Annotated in this window: 15 protein-coding genes and 1 riboswitch; of the genes, 8 read left to right on the top strand and 7 right to left on the bottom strand. The window is 61.0% G+C overall.

What is annotated here, in order from left to right; translation table 11 throughout:
- The first annotated feature begins 34 nt into the window (after positions 1 to 34).
- Positions 35 to 1,426: an aldehyde dehydrogenase family protein gene (locus C7S18_RS10000; RefSeq protein ID WP_106891427.1), complete on the top strand. Its 1,392-nt coding sequence runs from the start codon at positions 35 to 37 to the stop codon at positions 1,424 to 1,426.
- A gap of 54 nt (positions 1,427 to 1,480) precedes the next feature.
- A complete protein-coding gene (locus tag C7S18_RS09995; RefSeq protein WP_106891426.1) occupies positions 1,481 to 2,635 on the top strand; it encodes an iron-containing alcohol dehydrogenase in 1,155 nt (384 codons plus the stop codon).
- Positions 2,636 to 2,641: 6 nt separating this feature from the next.
- On the opposite strand, the gene C7S18_RS09990 is transcribed toward C7S18_RS09995, so the two are convergent.
- Together C7S18_RS09990 and C7S18_RS09985 are read right to left on the bottom strand one after the other, a co-directional pair.
- The gene (locus C7S18_RS09990; RefSeq protein ID WP_106891425.1) at positions 2,642 to 2,995 is read right to left on the bottom strand and encodes a hypothetical protein; all 354 of its coding nucleotides are present in this window, start codon (positions 2,993 to 2,995) and stop codon (positions 2,642 to 2,644) included.
- A 94-nt stretch (positions 2,996 to 3,089) separates the two neighbouring features.
- Positions 3,090 to 3,455, bottom strand: coding sequence for a hypothetical protein (locus C7S18_RS09985; protein ID WP_106891424.1), 366 nt, complete (start codon positions 3,453 to 3,455; stop codon positions 3,090 to 3,092).
- A 216-nt stretch (positions 3,456 to 3,671) separates the two neighbouring features.
- On the opposite strand from C7S18_RS09985, the gene carA reads away from it, so the two are divergent.
- From carA to C7S18_RS09960, 5 genes are all read left to right on the top strand, one after another.
- The gene (gene carA / locus C7S18_RS09980; RefSeq protein WP_106891423.1) at positions 3,672 to 4,829 is read left to right on the top strand and encodes a glutamine-hydrolyzing carbamoyl-phosphate synthase small subunit; all 1,158 of its coding nucleotides are present in this window, start codon (positions 3,672 to 3,674) and stop codon (positions 4,827 to 4,829) included.
- 368 nt (positions 4,830 to 5,197) lie between these two features.
- The gene (locus tag C7S18_RS09975) at positions 5,198 to 6,043 is read left to right on the top strand and encodes a 23S rRNA (adenine(2030)-N(6))-methyltransferase RlmJ (protein ID WP_106891422.1); all 846 of its coding nucleotides are present in this window, start codon (positions 5,198 to 5,200) and stop codon (positions 6,041 to 6,043) included.
- 201 nt (positions 6,044 to 6,244) lie between these two features.
- Positions 6,245 to 6,370 (top strand): type B 50S ribosomal protein L36, encoded by a 126-nt coding sequence (ykgO, locus tag C7S18_RS09970; RefSeq protein ID WP_081127876.1) that lies wholly within the window; start codon positions 6,245 to 6,247, stop codon positions 6,368 to 6,370.
- Positions 6,371 to 6,497: 127 nt separating this feature from the next.
- Positions 6,498 to 6,731, top strand: a riboswitch (cobalamin riboswitch).
- Positions 6,732 to 6,869: 138 nt separating this feature from the next.
- The gene (locus tag C7S18_RS09965; RefSeq protein ID WP_170113207.1) at positions 6,870 to 8,672 is read left to right on the top strand and encodes a TonB-dependent receptor plug domain-containing protein; all 1,803 of its coding nucleotides are present in this window, start codon (positions 6,870 to 6,872) and stop codon (positions 8,670 to 8,672) included.
- A gap of 203 nt (positions 8,673 to 8,875) precedes the next feature.
- A complete protein-coding gene (locus C7S18_RS09960) occupies positions 8,876 to 13,099 on the top strand; it encodes a S8 family serine peptidase (RefSeq protein WP_106891420.1) in 4,224 nt (1,407 codons plus the stop codon).
- Between the two features lie 254 nt (positions 13,100 to 13,353).
- Here the strand turns inward: C7S18_RS09960 and C7S18_RS09955 are convergent, their stop codons facing one another.
- From C7S18_RS09955 to C7S18_RS09940, 4 genes are all read right to left on the bottom strand, one after another.
- Positions 13,354 to 13,989: a response regulator gene (locus C7S18_RS09955; protein WP_106891419.1), complete on the bottom strand. Its 636-nt coding sequence runs from the start codon at positions 13,987 to 13,989 to the stop codon at positions 13,354 to 13,356.
- A gap of 100 nt (positions 13,990 to 14,089) precedes the next feature.
- Positions 14,090 to 15,754: a GAF domain-containing protein gene (locus C7S18_RS09950; RefSeq protein WP_170113206.1), complete on the bottom strand. Its 1,665-nt coding sequence runs from the start codon at positions 15,752 to 15,754 to the stop codon at positions 14,090 to 14,092.
- A gap of 199 nt (positions 15,755 to 15,953) precedes the next feature.
- Positions 15,954 to 16,721 carry a pseudouridine synthase gene (locus C7S18_RS09945; RefSeq protein WP_106893991.1) on the bottom strand — a complete coding sequence of 256 codons (768 nt, stop codon included), beginning with the start codon at positions 16,719 to 16,721 and terminating at the stop codon, positions 15,954 to 15,956.
- Positions 16,722 to 17,552 (bottom strand): M23 family metallopeptidase, encoded by an 831-nt coding sequence (locus tag C7S18_RS09940; protein ID WP_106891417.1) that lies wholly within the window; start codon positions 17,550 to 17,552, stop codon positions 16,722 to 16,724. It abuts the gene before it with no gap.
- Between the two features lie 131 nt (positions 17,553 to 17,683).
- Between C7S18_RS09940 and trhO the strand changes: the two genes are divergently transcribed.
- A complete protein-coding gene (trhO, locus tag C7S18_RS09935) occupies positions 17,684 to 18,424 on the top strand; it encodes an oxygen-dependent tRNA uridine(34) hydroxylase TrhO (RefSeq protein WP_206208009.1) in 741 nt (246 codons plus the stop codon).
- Positions 18,425 to 18,428: 4 nt separating this feature from the next.
- Here the strand turns inward: trhO and ppsA are convergent, their stop codons facing one another.
- Positions 18,429 to 20,804, bottom strand: a complete 2,376-nt coding sequence (ppsA, locus tag C7S18_RS09930; protein WP_106893990.1) for a phosphoenolpyruvate synthase — start codon at positions 20,802 to 20,804, stop codon at positions 18,429 to 18,431.
- Positions 20,805 to 20,971 lie beyond the last annotated feature (167 nt).

The raw sequence follows: 20,971 nt of genomic DNA, 5'->3' as shown, positions 1-20,971 counted from the left end.
GAACTGTCCTGATTGCTGCCCTGAAGAGTTGCCTATGAGTCACACCGCCAAAATCGTGTCGCCTGTCGATGGTTCTGTCTACGCCGAGCGCGAATACGCGTCTACCGCGAGCGTAGCGTTAGCGCTGCAAGCCGCGCGGCAGGCGCAGCAGTTATGGCGGTCGGTGCCAATCGCCGAGCGCGCGGCAGTGTGCCTGAAGGCTGTCGACGCCATGCTCGCCATGCAGGACGACATTGTCACCGAGCTCGCGTGGCAGATGGGTCGGCCCGTGCGCTACGGCGCAGGCGAATTGCGCGGTTTTGCCGATCGCGCCCGGCAAATGATTGCGATGGCCGAATCCGCGCTGGCGCCCGTGCTGCCAGACCCGATCGATGGATTTCGCCGCTACATCAGGCGCGAGCCGCTGGGTGTGGTGTTTGTCATCGCACCTTGGAACTATCCTTACTTGACGGCGGTGAACGCCGTGATTCCGGCATTGATGGCTGGGAATGCAGTGTTGCTGAAACACGCGACGCAAACCCTATTGGTGGGCGAGCGGTTTCAGATGGCACTGGACCGAGCGGGCCTCCCGGCCGGCCTGTTCCGGAACCTGCTCGTCGATCACGATCAGGCGGCAGCCATTGTTCGATCCGGCCAAGTGCACCAGGTCAACTTCACGGGGTCGGTCGCAGGTGGTCGCACCATCGCACAATTGGCTGCGGAACAGTTTCTGGGCGTGGGCCTGGAACTTGGCGGCAAAGACCCAGCGTACGTGTGTGCGGATGCCGATCTCGAGTATGCCGTCGCCAATCTGGTTGACGGGAGCTTTTTCAATTCGGGCCAGAGTTGCTGCGGGATTGAGCGAATCTACGTCGCAGCACCGCTTTATCAGCAGTTTGTTGAGCGGTTCGAGGCCATGACCTACGACTATGTACTCGGCTCGCCGTTGGATCAGGCAACCACGCTTGGGCCAATGGTGCATGCACGCGCGGCAAACTTTGTGCGCGACGAAGTCAAGCAGGCGATCGCGCAAGGCGCGCGGGCACTGATTGATCCGAAACGGTTTGCCGCCGACGTTGTGGGCAGTGCATATCTCGCGCCGCAGGTGTGCATCGCGGTCAATCACGAGATGTCGCTGATGCGCGAGGAGAACTTCGGGCCGGTTGTCGGCATCATGTCCGTGACGGATGACGATGAGGCGGTGCGGTTGATGAACGACAGCGACTATGGCTTGACGGCATCGATCTGGACGTCTGATCTGGAGCGGGCCGAGCGGATTGGCGATCTGATTGAGACGGGAACGGTGTTCATGAACCGTTGCGACTATCTGGATCCGGCGCTGGCTTGGACGGGCGTCAAGGATACGGGCCATGGCGCGACCTTGTCGCGGATTGGCTATGAACACCTGACCCGGCCGAAGTCGTTTCATTTGCGCCATCGCGTGTGATGTGCCCCGAACCTGTTTGCCTGCTGCACCGAATTGCCTTCTGACGAGACCGCCATGAGCCCGACTTCGAACTGGAACTACCCCACGGCAGTGCGCTTTGGCGCGGGCCGCATCAAAGAGCTCGCCGAGCAGTGCCGCATTCATGGCATCAAGCAACCCTTGTTGGTCACTGATGCGGGCCTTGCTCGCGCCCCGATGACGCTTGCGGCCCTGCAGTCGCTGCAGGATGCCGGCATGCCGGCGGCACTGTTCGCCGATTTGAAACCGAATCCAATCGGCGCCAACTTGGAGGCTGGACTAGCTGCCTATCGCCAGGGTGGGCACGATGGTGTGGTCGCGTTTGGCGGTGGTAGTGGCCTCGACATGGGCAAGCTGATTGCGTTCATGAGTGGTCAGACGCGGCCGGTATGGGACTACGAAGACATTGGTGACTGGTGGACGCGCGCGAATCCAGACGGCATTGCGCCCGTCATTGCCGTGCCGACCACCGCGGGCACTGGCTCCGAAGTTGGCCGGGCAGGCGTGTTGACGGACGAGGCGACACACACCAAGAAGATCATCTTTCACCCGAAGATGATGCCGAAGGTCGTGATCTGCGACCCGGAGCTGACCGTGGGGATGCCGCCAAAGATCACCGCCGGGACGGGCATGGATGCGCTATCACATTGTTTGGAAGCGTACTGCGCACCCGGGTTTCATCCGATGGCCGATGGCATCGCGGTCGAAGGCATGCGACTGGTGGCCCAGGCGCTGCCACGGGTCATGAAGGACCCGCAGGATCTTGAAGCGCGCGCGTTCATGATGGCCGCTGCGGCGATGGGTGCTACGGCATTCCAGAAGGGTCTCGGCGGCATGCATGCCCTCGCGCATCCGATCGGTGCACTATTCGATACGCATCACGGGATGACGAATGCCACGTTGATGCCCTATGTGCTGCAGTTCAATCGCGATGCCATTGCGCCGCGGATCGCGCGCTTGGCGGCATACCTGGAACTTGCCGAGGCCAGTTTCGATGGCTTTCTGAAGTTTGTCCTGACGCTACGTGAAACCGTTGGCGTGCCGCATACGCTGCGCGACTTGGGACTCGATGCAACAGCGGCGGCACAGGTTGCCGAAATGGCCGTGCAAGACCCGTCGGCGGGAGGCAATCCGATCCCGCTGGATGTGTCCGCCACGCGCGCCATCTTTGATGCGGCCTGGCACGGGTAGCGCTGGTTAGAACGTCGAGCCGACAAAGACCAGCCCGAAGCAGGCCGCGACCAGCAGCAAGATGGTGCCGACGGAAAACGCGACGCCCAAGGCCAGCTCTCGGTACTTCTTGACGATGAAATAGATCTCGAGTGCCACCAAGAGCAGCGGCGGTGTGGCCAGCGCGATAATGGCGAGCGCATCGCCGACCCCGCTGCCGACCTTGTCGTACATCATGGCGATGATGACCGCGAAGGCGACGTAACTGATGCCGAGCAGCACGAACGGAATGACCAGCCCCAGCAGAAACTTCGGGACTGAGAACGGTGGCTTGCCGGTGTCATTGACGTCGGCCTGAGGCGGCTCGTAGGGGTCGGTCATGGTGGCTGGCAACGGGTTGGGACTAGGAGCTTATCGGGCCTGCGCCGCGGTGGCGATGGTTGGTTGACGCGATCAGAGCCCGACGCGATTGCGATTACGAGCCGCCCGCACTGAGCAGGCCAGAAAGCCGAAGCATCAAGAGAATTTCAAAAAGCAGCAAGGCGCCACTGCTAAACGCGGCACCGATCGCTAAATCGCGCTGGCGCCGAAAAGCGAAATACCCGATCAGGCAAAGGTTGACGAGCGGTGGCAAGCCCAAGAACCAGAACAACCAGATCTCCGGCAGAAACAACGGAATTTCTTTTGGGTAGGTCACTTGGAAGCTGATGAAAGACGCTACCACGATGGCCGCCATGAGGAGGATCGGTAATCCGAAACCGATCCCCAGCTGAATCCAGCGTCGCTTGGGGGCCTCGGATTCGGTCAGGCGCGCTTCAGGTGGCTGAAACGGTTGCGGCATGGTGTTTCCAGGTTGAAGAACGGCGCAGTGTAATGCCTGGCGCGCTGCGGCTGCCCGTTACGGCCAGCTTGGGGCGGCAGCCAGGAGCCCAGAATGCACGTTCGATCCGTTATGGCCAGATGCGCTATTGCATTGCGGCAATTGCCCCAAGAGCGCTAAAATCGCTGAGCTCCCAACCAAATGGACTTGTCCGGGTCAACTGGACAAGGATCGAACATGCCTACGATTTTTCCGAAGCGCGTGCCCGCGCTGCTGGCTCTGGCCGACGGTACGGTGTTTCGAGGTCAGTCGTTTGGTGCAGAAACCGAGCGGGTTGGCGAAGTGGTCTTCAACACGGCGATGACCGGCTATCAAGAGATCCTGACTGATCCGAGTTACAGCCAGCAGCTCGTTACGCTGACTTACCCCCATATCGGCAACACGGGTATCAACCCGGTCGACAGTGAGGCCGAAGGGAATCGGATTCACGCCGCCGGACTCATTGTCCGCGCCGCGACCCAGGGCGCCCGCCAATGGCGCGCCACCCAAAGCCTCGGGGACTATCTGCGCGAGCAGGGCGTGCCGGCGATTGCGGATCTGGATACTCGTAAGTTGACCCGCATCCTGCGCGAAAAAGGCGCCCAGAATGGTTGCTTGGTCGCTGGACCGGCAGCGTTGGATGAGGCTGCGGCCATTGCCAAGGCGCAGGCGTTCCCGGGCTTGAAGGGGATGGATCTAGCAAAAGTCGTATCGCGGCAGGATCAGCGGGCGTGGCACGAAGGGAGCTACGAGCTCGACCAGTGCGCGTTCCGTCAAACCGACGCGCGGTTTCATGTTGTCGCGTACGACTTTGGGGTCAAGGCCAATATTCTGCGCCTGCTGGCCGATCGTGGCTGCCGCCTGACCGTCGTGCCGGCCCAGACCACGGCTGCCGACGTGTTGGCGCTGAAGCCAGATGGCGTGTTCTTGTCGAATGGTCCCGGCGATCCGGAGCCTTGCGATTACGCGATTGCCGCCATCAAGACGTTCCTGGCTGAAAAGCTGCCCGTGTTTGGGATTTGCCTGGGTCACCAGCTCCTTGGTCTCGCCGCGGGCGCCAAGACCATGAAGATGAAATTCGGCCACCACGGCGCGAATCACCCGGTCGTGGATCTGGACACGCGCAAAGTCATGATTTCGAGCCAGAACCACGGGTTTGCCGTGGACGAGGCGAGCCTGCCCGCTAACGTGCGGGCGACGCATCGCTCGCTTTTTGACGGATCGCTGCAGGGTATCGCGCTGACCGACGCGCCGGCGTTTAGCTTCCAAGGGCATCCGGAAGCCAGCCCGGGTCCGAAGGATGTGGAAGGCCTGTTCGATCGGTTTATCGACGTCCTGACGCAGCAGGCGGCCTGAGAACCAGGCGGCGCGGGCGTTCATTTCGACGACCCAGCCCGGTTTTGGCGTCACGCACACTCGAAACCTTGGACCAGTTCCAGGATTGTCCCGGGACAAAACGTCATGATCTGGTCTTGCGGTTCCAGGCCGGGCTTCAGATACTCGGGCGACAGTGCAGGGAGTTCGATGCCTAACGGCAAACGATTCGGTGGTGCGCCAGCAAACGGTTGGCGTTCTCGCCTTGGTTGTGCGTCAGAATCGGACGCTCAAGGCCGCGCCTTGGGCCGCAAGGCTGGATGCTTTGCTGCCGATTCGACATTTGTGGTGTGGCCCATACCGGTGCCAGACCGAGCTCAGAACGAACCAATCAACGACGGGAACGCAGGATGAATTACCGCCACGCCTATCATGCAGGGAATTTTGCCGACGTGGTCAAACACGCGGTGCTGGTGGCGTTGATCGAGTCGCTCAAGCAAAAACAGACGGCCTTTCATGTGATTGACACCCATGCCGGTGCCGGGCGGTATGACCTGAGCCAAGCGGAAGCCCAGAAGACAGGCGAGTACCGGGAGGGGATCGGACGGCTGTTAGGGGTCGAACGATTACCCACGCTCATCCATGCGTATCTGAACTTGGTGCGCTCCCAGCAGACCCAGAGTAGCGGCATGCAGGTTTATCCGGGCAGCCCGCAGATCAGTCGCCTGCTGCTGCGGGATCAGGATCGCTTGACGTTGTGCGAGCTCCAGGACGAGGAACTGATGGAGCTGAAGCGCTTGTTTCGCACCGATCAGCGGGTAAGCGTGCATGCCCGGGACGGCTACGATGCGCTGAATGCATTGCTGCCGCCCAAGGAAAAGCGCGGTCTGGTGTTGATTGATCCGCCGTTCGAGGCGCAGGAGGACGAATTCCGGATTATCGAACAGGCTCTGAGCAAAGCGCAGGCCAAATGGCCGACGGGCGTGTTCGCGATCTGGTACCCGATCAAACTGCGCGCACCGATTCAACGCTTTCATCGGTTCCTGCGCGAATCGGGCTTTCGGAAAGTATTGAACGTTGAGCTCTTGCTGCATCCGGACAACTCGGCACTCCGTTTGAATGGTTGCGGCATCGCGATCTTGAACGCGCCGTTCAAGCTGGATCGGACCCTGGCCGAAATTCTGCCTGTGCTGGCCCAACATCTTGCTCAAGGTCGGTTCAGCCAGCACCAGGTCAACTGGCTGGTTGAGGACTAGAAGAAGCGTCTTGTTCAGGAAATGACTCGAATGCCAGCGAGTCAGCGGTCTCGCGTTGGTGATTGCGAGCTGGGTTGGTTGTCGCCGCCGCGCCGTAACATCGGGTCCGGCGGCAAAAAACTGAATTGCAGGAAAGACTTGCATGTTCAGGATCGGCTCGCTATAGTCGCGCGCTTTCCATCTTCAGCTCGAGCCTAAACCATGAAAGTCCTGTCTTCCCTCAAATCGGCCAAGGCCCGTCACCGCGATTGCAAGATTGTCCGTCGCCGCGGCAAAGTCTTTGTGATCTGCAAATCGAATCCTCGCTTCAAGGCGCGTCAGCGCTGAGCGAAGCCAGCTTCTGCTGGTCGCAACAAAGGTCGCTTCGGCGGCCTTTTTTGTTGCCTGAAATTCGTTTGGTCGAGTAAATCGCCGTTGTTCGTCAAAACGTGATTTGAGTTGGCTCGGTGCTTTGTCTATGATGCCTGGACCAAGTGTTCTGATTGGCCACGTCATTCAGAATGAAACGGGAAGTTGGTGCAAAGCCAACGCTGCCCCCGCAACGGTAAGCAGAACAACTCATTCGCGAGGCACGCGCAAGACTTCATCGCGCCAAGGCTTCAAACCACTGCGTAAGCGGGAAGGTGAATGAGGGCATGAGCGATCATGCGCTGCGAGCCCGGAGACCGGCTTGGTCTAGGCGTCTGGCGCTTGTCGCGTGTCCAGCCAGGGCCTTGCTCATGAAACCCCGCGGTGGGCGAGGGCGATGTGCGGTCCTTCGCGTCCTCGCTTCGGTCTTCGTTCGTCTGCGTGTTTCACGCGGGTGCGCGTTATTCCGGAGTTGTCCATGAAAAACCCTTTTCAACAGAGTGCCCTGGCTGCCGCCATGGGTCTCGCGTTTCACGCGCACGCCGTACCGACCGAATCGCGCGGCGAGCAAGTCGTGGTGACGGCCACTGGCCTCGCCGAAACCGTTGATGCCACGCGCGCCACCGTGGTCGTGATCGATCGCGCCCGAATCGATGCGAGGCAGACCGCTGACGTGCTCGAATTGCTGCGCCTGGAAGCCGGCGTGGAGTTCTCGCGTACCGGTGGTCGCGGGAGCCTGACGACGTTGTTTCTCCGCGGTGGCAATTCGAACCACGCGCTGGTTCTGATTGATGGTGTGCGCGTGTCATCGGCCAACACCGGCTTCTACGACTTCTCGCAGTTGCCGACGGACCTGATTGAGCGGGTCGAGATTGTGTATGGCCCGCGCGCTGCCAATTGGGGCTCGGATGCCATCGGCGGCGTCGTGCAGTTTTTTCTCCGTAAGCCAGAGCAGGGGCTCGTTGGGATCCGCGTTGGTTCAAAGGATCAGCGCGATGCATTTGCCGCTTACAGTCTGCGCGGCGAGCGCGGGCTAATCAGCGTTACCGCAGGTCGGCAGCATTCGGGCGGGTTCTCGGCCAGCAATCCGAACGGCTTCGGGTTTAATCCTGATGACGACGCGTTCAACAACACCCATGTCAGCCTTGCGGCCGAGACCGAAGTGTTCGGTCAAACCTTGGCGTTGCACGGCCTGTCATCAGATGCCGATGTCGAATTTGATCAGGGGCGTTCTGATTTCAGCAATCTGAACACGGCGCTGTCGTTGCAGGGCGCATGGTCGGAGCGCTGGTCGCACCGGCTCAGCCTGGGTCACAACCGCGATGAAGTCGACACGCCTGCTTATTTCAGCCGCTACGAATCGAGTCGCGAAACCCTCGACTGGAATCACCGCTACAGGCTGAACGACGGCAACGACCTGGCGTTCGGCGTCAATTGGAATCAGGAGCGCGGTGGTGAAGTGGAAACGTTTGGTGGCTCGGATGTTTATCGCGAACATCGGCACCATCAGGCAGCGTATCTGGGCTGGCTTGGCGACATTGGTGCGCATTCCTTTGAGTTGACCGGACGATTTGACGACAACTCGCGGTTTGGCAGTGCCGAAACGGTGCAAGCCGCGTGGGCTTGGCAAATCGATGCCGACTGGCAACTTCGGGCGCAATATGGCGAAGGGTTTCGCAGCCCGACGTTGTCCGAGCAGTTCTCGCCTGGTTTCGGTGGCCTGTTCGCCGGCAACCCGGACCTGGACCCGGAACAATCGCAGGCTCTGGAGCTTTCCGTGCGGTGGCAGATCGCCGCGAACCAGGACTTGGGGCTCAACCTTTACCAGAACCTGGTCGATGATCTGATCGCGTTCCAAGGTGAGAATTTTCAGGCGATCAATATTGCGCGAGCCCGCATTGAGGGCGCTGAGCTTCGCTACCACTTGCAGCAAGGCGCCTGGCATTGGGCTGGCAATATCACGGTGCAAAATCCGGAGAATCGCGATACTGGCGCCGACCTGCTTCGACGCGCGCCGCGAAAGCTGAATCTGACGGCTGATTACGACATCAACGAACGTTGGCGCGTCGGTGCCGAGGGCGAACTCGTCAGTCAGCGGGCGGAGTTTGGTGGTGATCTGCCTGGCTTTGGGCTGGTGCACCTGAGTGCCGGCTACGCGCTCAGGAATGATCTATGGCTTCGAGCCCGCGTTGAGAATCTCTTTGATCAGAACTACGAATTGGCACGTGGGTTCAATACGCCAGGTACCACGGTCAGTCTCAGTCTGGTTTTCGGCCGCTGAGATCAGTGTTGTGGCGATCCGGCGGGTCTGAATCCGTCCTTTCTGGACGATCAGACCCGCGGGTCGTCTCTGACTGTTCCTGATCAGATTCAAGCGTGCATCCAAACCGTGACCACCGTGGCTCGCGCACCCGCCACGGTTTTTGCCATGATTGGAGCCTCTGACAGCTCCGTCTGTCGAAGTATTGTGAAGGACATCGCCTCATGCGTCGAATTGCGCCGTTGGATCGCCAGCCAGTCGCCCGGTCTCTGAGTCTGCTGAAACCGTTGGCCCGTGCTTGTCTGATGTTGGGTGTCGGTAGCGTTGGTTTGTGCGCCGATGCGGCCGGTCCCGATGCGCCGATTGTCAGCAACCAACGGGTGTACCTGATCACACTGACTGAACCGGCCGCAGCCGCATTTACGGACCGACACCAGATTGAAGATCAGCAAAAGGCCTCGGTGCTGCGTCCGACTTCGATTCAAGTGACTGGTGCGCGCAAGCTGGATGCGACGTCGAGCGCAGTCCGCGCCTATCGAAGCTACCTCGCTGGCCGACAACAGCAGGCTGTCGATCGGATTGCCGCGAGTCTCGGTCGCAAACCCGCAGTCACCGCCCAGTGGGATTTGGTTGGCAATGGCATGGCCATGGTCTTGTCGGCGGATGAGGCAATGCAGATTGCGCGCTTGCCCGGTGTGTTGAGTGTCGCGCCGGAGCAGATTCGTTACCTGCAATCGGGGATTGGCGCGCGCTACGTTGGCGCCGATCAAGTGTGGAACGGTACCGTGCCGGATTACTTCCGGAGCAGCCGCGGCGAAGGCGTTGTGGTCGGTGTGATCGACTCTGGCCTCAATACCAGTCACCCCGCGTTCGCAGATGTCTCGCCTGACGGCTACAACCACAGCAATCCACGTGGACAGCGCTACGGAATTTGTAACAACGTGGGGGAGGCCCGATGCAGCGATAAAGTCATCGGCCTCTATGACTTCGTCAATGAGAACAACGCGACCGGTGCCAATGCGGGCAAGGACTTGGTGGGGCATGGCACTCACGTCGCCGGCATAGCGATTGGCAATTCGATTGACTTCAGCTTGAATGGTGATGGATTTTCCATCGCGATGTCGATCACCGGCACCGCGCCGCGCGCCAATCTGATTGCTTATAAGGCCTGCATCGCCAATGCGGAAGGCAATGGTGTCTGCCCTGGTGGGGCGACCGTCGCTGCCATCAATCAGGCCGTGGCAGATGGCGTCGATGTAGTCAATTACAGCATCGGCGGATTCAGTTCGGAGACGCCCTGGTCGCCAAACGATGCCGACGCGCAGGCATTTCTGAATCTGCGAAACGCGGGCATTGTTGCCGTCGTCGCAGCCGGCAATCATAGTGTGGACGAGCCGTCGGCGGTCGCGTCGCCTGCTTATTCGCCCTGGGTAATTGCCGCGGCGAACGTCACCAGCAACGCGCAATTCCGAACCACTTTGGCCGACATCCACGGCACCGGCATCACGACGCCGTTTACGTTGTTCGGCTCGGCGGTGACCGGTGGTGTTGCCGATTCTGAGGTCGTTTACGCCGGTGACTTTGGCAACGCGCTTTGCGGCACCGGAACCAGCCAAGGCGTCGCGCCCACAGGCGCAAGCAATCCGTTCCCGGCCGGCACATTTACCGGCAAGATCGTCATCTGCGACCGTGGCACCTATGCCCGCGTCGAGAAGGGCTTCAACGTCAGACAATCCGGGGCGGTGGGTTACGTTCTGGCCAATACATCGGCCGAAGGTGGATCGCTGGTGACCGATCAGCACTACCTTCCGGCCGTGCATCTGAGCTTCGCGAATGGCGATACGCTGAAGGCCGCCGTTCGCGCAGCGCGGCAAGCCAGCGGCAGTGTGCGGGCGCGGATCGATGGCGTTGTTTGGTCAACCGATGGCCAGGGCAGTGTGTTGAGCAGTTCGAGCAACATTGGGCCGGTCAGTGTGTATTCCGGCGTCCAAAAGCCGGATCTCGCTGCACCCGGTACGGATATCTTGGCGCCCCACATCCCCGATGCGACCAGCATCGATAGCCTCTCGGGCACGTCGATGGCGGCACCCGCCATCGCCGGTGCGGCGGCGTTGCTGATCGGTTTGAATCCGACTTGGACCGTCGATCAGGTCAGTTCGGCTTTGGTTGCTACCGCCGTCCGTAACGTCAAGTTGAGCGACGGCCAGACCGATGCGCCGTTCTATCAAGGCGGCAATGGCACGTTGAGCTTGCCCCGCGCCGTCAAGGCCGGATTGCACCTTCGAGTCACGGGCGCGGAGTTTGCGGCTGCAAATCCGGCAATTGGCGGTCAGCCGGTCACCTTGAATTTGCCCGCACTGCATCGCCAGCTGTGCGTACCAAGTTGCAGCTTTACGCGCACGCTGACCGCCAATGTCGGCGGAACCTGGATCGCGCAGGGTACGGTCCCGGTGGGGACGGTGTCGGTGCAGCCGAACAGCCTGGCGTTGGCACAGGGACAGTCGGCCACGGTGAGCATCACCGTGACGCCGCCGGCCGGCGGCGCAGGTTGGATCGAGGGCGTGGTGAGTTTCGTCAGTACCAGCAATCCGAATCAAATCGCGTCAACGGACCTGCCGATCTCGGTGTTCGCGCCGATTGAGTTCACCAACCTGTTGACGACCGTCGAGAACGTGGCGTCTTCGGGCGATGGCACGGTGAACTTGTTGCCCGGTGTCGCCGTGGACGAGGTAGTCATTCGGGATGCCGAGTTGAAGCCATTTGAGCTCGCACCGATCAATGTGGGGCTCGACGCGACGCCCGGTGATCCCTATGACATTACGACGCAAAACTTCACTCGCCTAGTGAGCAAGCCGAGCGCGGCACCCGGCGTGGACGCCACCAAGACGGCCATCTTTGTCGAAACGGGTTCGAACAACAGCCAGAACCTCGATCTGTTTATTGGGATCGACTCGAACGGTGATGGCCGCCCCCAACAGGCTGAGGAACTGTGCCGTCGCACCACCGCTGGCGCCAGCGAGCAATGCTTGCTGCTGGGTGATTTCACCCAAGCCGGGAGGCAGTATTGGATCATGGTGCAAAATCGCGCCAACTCCGGAGCCGCCAATGATCAGCCCGTGCTGGGTGTCTATAACGGCGCGCTCGACGGTGGTGCCGACTTGCAGTTCTCCGCACAGAGTCTGCGGGGCAAGTTGACGGCCGGTCAGTTTGTTCCCGTAGAGATCAGTTGGAACCTGCCGGCATTCGGGCCAAACACTTCGGCAATGGCAATGATCGCTTTCGGAAGCAGGCGCGAGAGCCCAACGAACCTTGGGCTGATGCCGATTTTGTTCAAGCGCGATGGCACAAGTCGTTTGCCACCCATGATGCTCAAGGCCATCGCCAACGACAGCAGGGCACTGGCGCTTCAGCCCGGGCAGGCGCAGGACCGTATGATCATTGATGTACCGGCCAATGCCAGTGCGCTGATTCTGCGAACGTCGGCCGTTGGGGGCGACATCGACTTGTATGTGTCCAAGGTCGACGACGCGGGACCAGGACCTGGTATTCCGACGGCGCCAGCACGCGATCAGCAACCGTTCCGCTCCATCACGGCCGGAAGTGATGAAGTGGTGGCGTTAGAGGGCACGGACTTGACGCCGGGTCGATACTTCGTGACGCCCGTAAATGTTGGCGCCAGTGCGGCAGCGGTGAGTGTCAACGCGCGCACGGAGTTCGCGGGCGTGCTGACCCAGCCGGCGGCAAATGGCTACTTCAATCCTGCCCGCAGCGGGCACGGTGTGTTTCTCGCCCGGACACCAGACGTGTGGGCGTTGGCCTGGTACACCTTCGACTCGAGTGGTCGCCCGATCTGGTACACCGCGCAGGGTGCCGCGGCGGGTGCCGCGGACAGCACGTGGACCGCGCCGATTTATCGGTCGACGTGGAACGGCGTCCGCGACAATCCGCAGCAGGTGGGCGAGGTACTGCTGACTTTCGATGGTACTGGCAGCTTCAGGTACTCGTGGTTCTTGGACGGACAATACGGCAGCGAACCGTTCGTGCCGATCGGTGCGCCAGTCTGCGCGAACGCCAATTTGTCCGTGGGTGGTGGTTGGCTGCGCCCGGATCAAACAGGTTGGGGCAGCTACTTTCTGAATTTCGCTGGTAACTTTGAGGCGGAGGCAATCTACGTCTATGACAGCAATGGTTTGCCGCGCTGGGTGATTGGTGAGGGCACGTATGCGACCACGCTGCAGAAGAATTTGTTCCAGGTAAGTGGATTCTGTCCGACTTGCGACGTTGTCGCGACCACCCGAACGCAGGTTGGTACCGCTTCCCGGACGCTGAACAGCAGCACGCAAGGCACATTTAGCAGCAATTTCGTGTTCACCAACGGCGCGATTGGCAGCTGGGAGCAAAACAACGTGGCGTGGCTCAAGTTGACCCCGAGTCTGGCTTGCCCCTGACCCACAAGGGGCGGACGTGCCGGGTGTTTAGCCGGCCGTTTAGCCGGCTGCTTAGCCAGCACTGGCCGGCTCTAGCGGGCACTGGCCGGCTCTAGCGACCTTGGCGCGAGCCAATGAGCCTAAGAGCGCTTCAAACGGCTGGGTTGGGCTGTTGATGCAAGCAGCCGACTCGCCGCATCGGGAAGTGCGGCCTGCAACACGCGAGCGCAGTGGCTACGCGCGCTTTTGCGATAAGCGAGCGAGCGTCGCCGGGATCAACTCACCACCATGCCACTGCGGTGCGCGAACAAGGCCGCCTGGGTGCGATCGTTAACGCCGATCTTTTCGAAGATGGCGCTGACATAGCCCTTCACCGTGCCTTCGGTCAGATCCAGAATGCGGCCGATTTCCTTGTTTGACTTGCCTTTGGCCAACTCGCGCAGCACATCGCGCTCACGCTGGGTGAGGTTGCCGAGCGGGCCGTTGCCGGCCGCTTCGTCGATGGCCTGCTGTGCTGCGGGATGCAAGTAGCGGACACCAGTCACGACCGTATTGATGGCGCGCCGTATCTCGTCCTTGCTCGCATCTTTCAGCAGGTAGCCATCGGCCCCGGCTTCCATCAGATTGCGTACATGTTGCGCCTCGGCGAAGCTTGTGAACGCCAGAACACGGAGCCCCGTCTGGGCGGCCTTGGCGCGGCGAATCAGGTCGGCGGCCGGCATTCCCGGCATTTTCAGATCGCTGAGCAGCAGATCCGGCTTGATCCGCGGCAGGGCCTGAATGGCCTCGTCGCCGTTAGCGGCCTCGCCGACGACGGCCATTTCCTCAAAAGCTTCGAGCAGCGCCCGCATGCCCTCGCGGACGACCGCGTGATCATCGACCAACATGATGCGAATGGATGCCGGACTCATGCGTTCTCCCGAATGGGTCAATGCTCGGTGGCGACGGCCTGTTTTACCACTGACGAAAGACAGGTGCGAAGACCCGATTGATCTGGACCGGGATTGCGGCTTATCCCGGTGCCAGAACGCGGTCCTGCCGAGGCAGCGCCACCTCGATGATCGTGCCGCGCGGGGTATTCGCGATGGCGCGAAAGACGCCGCCGAGGTGCTTCATACGGGTTCGCATGCTCTCGAGTCCCAGGCCATCGCGCCGTGTTTGTTGGATGCCTTTGCCGTCGTCGACGATCCGCAGGGTCACGATTTGAGGGCCAACGCGCGTGGAGACGGCAATACTCGCCGCCTCCGCATGTTTCAGCACGTTCGATACGGCTTCCTGACAGATGCGATAGAGCGCTTCCTCATGCTCCAACGATTGCGGCACGTAGTCGCTGAATTCAAAGCGCAGCTGATGGGAGTCTTGGGCCATTCGCTTCAGCAAAGGCTCGATGGCCGCTGGCAAGCCCAAGTCCTTGAGTCGCTCCAGCCCGAGAAAGGCGAGGCCGCTCTTCGAAATATCAGGGCGCACGTCACTCGGGGAGAGTTCTTTCAGCAATGCACGGAGTTCAGCAAACCCGGTCTGCGCCAGTTCATGCAGACGCAGCGACCGCCGTTCGCCTTCGCTCGCGTCACGCTTCCAGGCGAGAGGCAAGCTTTGCGCCATCAGGCTGATCGACGACAGAATCTGCGTGACGTTGTCATGCAAGTCACGCGCCAGGCGTCCCCGTTCTGCAGTAATCGCGGCCTGCTGCGCCTCGCGAAACAATCGACTGTTTTCGAGGCCGACAGCAAGTGCCGAGGCGATGATCTCCAGGCTGACGACGTCGAGATCGTCAAAGCGCTGTTCGGATTCGACATTGATGACGCCGATCGCGTCGCCGCGGAGCAGGATCGGCACGGCCAACTCGGCCTGCGGGGGGATGACCCCAGGCGGCGTGATGTAGCGGGGGTCCGCGCGGACATCGTTGACACATTGCGAGCGCTGCTCGGTGATCGCCGCACCCATGATGCCGCGAGACACCGGAATTCGATCGATGTGCTTGATCCGATGTTTGTAGTCGCCGCCCCGAACCCGGATGACCAGGATGTTCCGATCCTCCGGATCAACGAGGGGGATATCGATATTTGGAAAGCCGAGCATATCGTGCATCGCGTCGGCGACTTGCTGCAGCAGGCTCAACTCGGTATCGGCGCTGGCCGCCATGCTCGCTACTTGGGCGATCAGCGCAAAGCGTTGCGCACGGCGGCGTTCGGCGGCGTAACGACGGGCATTTTCGATGGCGATGCCGGCATGGCGCGCAAACAGCAGCAGCATGGTCAAGTCCTGCTCGCTGAAGCTGTGACCGGCATGCGCGCCAACGCCGAAGAACCCGATCATTTGCTCGCGCCAGAATACCGGCATTCCGACGACTTCATTCTCGGCCAGTTCGGGCAGCGGGATATCGGCCAGATCGCCGTAGCGCGCGTAGACCGGCTCACGCGTGGCCAGCACCTTGCCGGCAAGCCCCACGCCTGGAGCCATTTCAGCGCCAAGCTCGCGGGCGGGCATGCGATAGACTGCTTCGGTTCGGATCACATTCTTGTCGGGGTCGTATAGCCCAACGGTGCCATCGTCCGCGCCAATCAGTTCGCAGGCATTCTGGATGAGGCGCGTGAGCAAAGGCGTCAGTTCGAGTTCGCTGGACACGTCCTCGACCATCTGGATCAATGCTTTCAGTTTTTGGCTGTCACGATCCATGCCGACATGGCTTTTTGCGAAAGGGCTGTGACCTTGTATCGGCATTGCGTCGCCCTGACAACCCGCCGCACGTCGGTGGCGGTCCTGCGCGTCAGCCGGGTATCGAACGAACCTGACCAAGGCACGCGCAACGCGCGCGCGGTGCCTGGCCTTGCACGGCGAGAACGCTATCCGCGCGATTGGCAGATCATGATTACAGTTAGCCTGTGTGCGCGTCGTCAGGCCGCAACCGCGGCCATTGTGATTGCGGCACGGGTGCGGGCTGCATTGCGATGCGATCGGGAAACAAGGTCGCCAGGATCCGCTCGAAAGTCGCATCCAATGGCGCCGCCACCGTCAGGTCGGCGTTGGATTCGGGGTGCTTGAATCGGAGCGACTGCGCGTGTAGCAACAGCCGCTCGCACTGGAAGTGATCCCGGAACAAGTAATTGTGTTCGGTTCGCCCATGGCTCGTGTCACCGATCAAATGGTGCGAGATATGGTGGAAATGGCGACGGATCTGCCGATAGCGGCCCGTCTTGGGCCAAACCTGCACCAGGGCGTAGCGTTGAGTCGGATACTTGTTGACGGCGATTGGCACCGTGGCCTGCGCGAGCGTGTGATAGCACGTGAGTGCGGCCTGTTTGCGATTCCCATCCTCGTCCGGGAGATCGTACAGAATCTCGCCCGGCGAGCGCGGCCAGCCGCGGCAAACGGCGAGGTAGCATTTGTCCATACCATGCGCCATCAATTGCTTGCCGAGCAGACTCGCAGCTTGTGAATGCCGAGCCAGCAGCATGATGCCACTGGTCGCGCGATCCAATCGATGCACCGGCATCAGCTGACCTGGGACCAACGGGGCGAGTTCTTCCAGCAATGTGGTATCGACATCTCTGGCCATCCAGCTGCGATGCACGACGAGCCCCGCGGGCTTGTTCACCAGAACCAGGTGATCGTCCTGGTAGAGCAGATCCGTGGCGCGCAGCACTCAAGGCTCCATGGGGGCTGCAATCAACTGCGGATCGAGGCGCACGCCAAACCAATTCATGCCCCAGTGCAAGTGCGGGCCAGTTGCCCGACCGGTCATGCCGACTGCGCCAAGCACTTGACCCTGCGCGATCGCGTCGCCGACTTTCACATCGAGGCGGCTCATGTGCACGAATACGCTGGAGACGCCATGACCATGATCGACAATGACGGTTCCACCGGTCAGCACCAAGCCGGTCTCGGCAAAACTGACGACACCCGCCTGCGGCGCACGGATCGGCGTGCCCGACTTGGCCGCCAGATCCACACCGTAGTGCGGATTCTTTGGTACGCCGTTCAGAATGCGTTGGCTGCCATAAACGCCACTGATGCGGCCTTTGGCGGGCCACTCAAAGCCGCCGAGCCAACTCGTGCGGGCGTCGTCCCGCTCGCGTGCCTTGGTGACTCGGGCCTGCTCAGCGGCGATTCGGGCTTCGGTCTTTGGATCAGGCGTCACGGTTTGTTGGGGTAGGCCGTTGACGCGCTCGATCGCGTAATCGCGAGCCGGGACCTTAATTCGGTAAGGCTCGGCCGTCGCTCCGGGTCGGGTGATCATCACGACGACCTCGGCGGGTGCCTCTGGTCCGACCCCGAACACGAAGGTGCCATCGTCGGTGACGCGGATCGTACGATCACCGATCCGGACCACCGCATTGGCGTCGGTTCGTCCGATGACCAGACTGCCGGCTTCAGCCGTGTCGGGTAGATCGGCGGTGGTGGCTTGGGTGATCATTGGCGCCGACAAGCCGGCACACAAACACAACAGCACAGGAAACGGGGATCGAATAGTCATCCAAAAAGCGTAGCAGTTTGGGGTCGGTCGTGGCGCTGCTCCTGGCACATTTTTGATCCCGGCCAGAAACCAGTCACAATAGGCGGTTATCGGAAGCCCGTTCGGGCCATTTTTTCGGAATGGTTCTCGCCATGTACCAGCACATCGCCTTCTACAAATTCACGCCATTGCAGGACTTGCCGTCACTGCAGGCCACGCTTTCGGCCTGGTGCGACGCGCTGCTGGGCAGTGTGTTGCTCGCCGCCGAGGGTATCAATGGCATGCTGGCCGGGCAGGCTGAAGCCTTGGATGCGTTCGAGGCCAAGCTGACGGACCCGGGCTTTTGCAATGGCGTGTTTGTGGGCACGGTATTCAAGCGTACGGATTCGGCCACGCAACCGTTCCAGCGGATGAAGGTGCGGATCCGGCCGGAAATCGTGCCGCTTGGCATCGTGGGGGTAAACGGTGCCGACACCGGGATCGATGTGCCGCCAGCCGAATGGCGGCGCTTGATTCGGCGCGACGATGTGGTGGTGATCGACAACCGCAATCACTTCGAATTCGAGTACGGACACTTTGTGGGCGCACTGGACCCTGGTGTGACGAACTTTCGCGAGTTCTCGGAATGGATTCAGGAACGCCTGCCCGCGTGGCAGGCCGAAGGCAAGACTATTGCGATGTACTGCACCGGAGGCATTCGGTGCGAGAAGACCAGCGCCTGGATGAAGCAAACGCTGGGGCTACCGGTCTATCAATTGCAGGGTGGCATCCTGAACTACTTCATGCAGCAGCCGGACGCCGAGCAGGACTATGTCGGCAGCTGTTTTGTGTTTGATCAGCGTGAGGCGCTGACGCCGGATCTCAAGGCGATCCGGCGTGATGAGTCGGCCTGAACGATCAGGCCCCGCGGGCGTGCTTGGCGAGACGCAGCCACGTATCGACGACGGTATCCGGATTCAGCGACACCGATTCGATACCCTGGTCGAGCAGCCACTCGGCCAAGTCCGGATGATCAGACGGGCCTTGACCGCAAATGCCGATGTATTTGCCACGTGCGCGACAGGCTTTGATCGCCATCGACAGCAGCATCTTGACGGCGTCGTTGCGCTCATCAAACAGCGGCGCCACCAAGGCCGAGTCGCGATCCAGCCCCAACGTCAACTGCGTGAGATCGTTCGACCCGATCGAAAAGCCGTCGAACAGATCCAGGAATTGATCGGCGAGCAGCGCGTTGGACGGCAGCTCGCACATCATGATCAGCTTTAGTCCCTTCTCGCCGCGCTTCAGGCCATAGCGGGCCAATGTTTCGATGACGCGCTGGCCTTCCGAAACGGTGCGCACGAACGGAATCATGACCCAGGCATTGTCGAGGCCCATGGTCTCGCGGACTTTGCGAACGGCGCGGCATTCGAGTTCGAAACAGTCGGCAAAGCCCGGGTCGACATAGCGGCTTGCACCGCGGTAGCCAATCATCGGGTTCTCTTCGTGCGGCTCGTACTGATGGCCGCCGATCAGATTGGCATACTCGTTCGACTTGAAGTCGGACAGCCGGACAATCACCGGATTCGGCGCAAACGCAGCGGTGATGCTGGCGATACCCTCGGCCAGGCGGTCGACGTAGAAGTCAACCGGGCTCTTGTAACCGGCCATGCGTTCTTCGATGCGACGACGCGTTTCGGCATCCTGGCGATCGAACTCGAGCAGTGCCCGTGGGTGCACGCCGATGTGGCTCGCAATGATCATCTCCAGACGGGCCAAGCCGACACCGGCATTCGGCAGCATCGCAAAGTCGAACGCGCGCTCGGGGTTTGCGACGTTCATCATGATCTTCAACGGGGCTTTGGGCATGGTGCCGAGGTCGGCGGTCACGCGCTCAAAGGCCAGCTTGCCTGCATAGATGAAGCCGGTGTCACCCTCCGCGCACGACACGGTTACGTCCTGGCCATCCTGGATCGTGCGGGTTGCGTCGTTACAGCCCACGACTGCTGGCACGCCGAGTTCGCGGGCAATGATCGCGGCATGGCACGTGCGCCCGCCGCGATTGGTCACAATGGCCGACGCGCGCTTCATGATCGGTTCCCAATCGGGATCGGTCATGTCGGCGATCAGCACATCGCCCGGATTCAGTTTGTTCATTTCGTCAATGGAACGGATGACGCGCGCGACGCCGGCACCGATCTTGTGGCCGATCGCCCGGCCTTCGCAGACTACTTCGCCGCGCTGATGCAGGTGGAATCGCTCGATCTGTGTGGCGTGGGCGCGCGACTTGACCGTTTCCGGGCGCGCCTGGACCACGTAGATCTTGCCCGTATTGCCATCCTTCGCCCATTCCACATCCATCGGTCGGCCGTAGTGGGCTTCGATCTTGAGGGCTTGTCGCGCAAGTTCCTCAACGTCGGCATCGCTGATGGAGAACTGGCGGCGCACGGCGTCCGGCACGTTCTCGGTGCGCACGCGCTCGCCCGGAACGTTCGAGTACACCATCCGAATCTGCTTGTCGCCCAGGGTTCGGCGAATGATGGACGGGTTGCCGGCCGTGAGGATCGGCTTGTAGACGTAAAACTCGTCCGGGTTGACCGCGCCTTGGACGACGGTTTCGCCCAGACCGTAACTGGCGGTAATGAACACGACATCGCGGAAACCCGATTCGGTGTCAAGCGTGAACAGCACGCCGGATGCACCAACATCAGAGCGCACCATCAGCTGCACGCCCGCCGACAGATAGACGTCCTCATGCTTGAAGCCGTGATGCACGCGGTACGCGATCGCACGGTCGTTGTAGAGCGACGCGAACACTTCCTTGACCTTCAGGACGACGTCGTCCGCACCGGTCACGTTCAAGAATGTTTCCTGCTGACCGGCAAACGACGCATCGGGCAAATCTTCGGCCGTAGCTGACGAGCGCACGGCCACGCTGACATCAACACCGCCTGCGCGTTGGCAGAGTGCTTGATACGCGGTGCGAATCTCGGCATCGAGGGTGGGCGGCAGCGGCGTTTCGGCGACCCAGCCACGAATTTCCTGGCCGGCCTTCGTCAGCGCATCGACATCGTCAATGTCGAGCGCGTTCAGGCGCTGGAAAATTCGTTCGTGAACCTGGCCGTGGGCAACAAATTCGCGGAAGGCTTCGGCCGTGGTCGCAAACCCGGTCGGGACCGATACGCCGAGCTGACTCAGGCCTCCGATCATTTCGCCCAACGAGGCATTCTTGCCACCGACTCGATGCAGATCGCCAAGGCGCAGATCGTCCAGCCAAAGCACACGCTCAGACATTGCCAACTCCGGATAGGGCATAAGGCCGCGAATGATCCGGATTTGTTCTGGAGCGAGCAAGCAAAATGCCGGTGCTTAGTCCAAATCGTCAGAAACCTGCCTCATGGCGGCGCGATAATCAAATACTTGCGCGTCCGCCCGCCGCAGTTTCAGCCACATGCCAGGCG

It is taken from the genome of Ahniella affigens (assembly GCF_003015185.1).
GTDB lineage: Bacteria > Pseudomonadota > Gammaproteobacteria > Xanthomonadales > Ahniellaceae > Ahniella > Ahniella affigens.
Note: the sequence above shows the minus strand (reverse complement) of the source record. Positions and strands in the feature narration are given on the sequence as shown.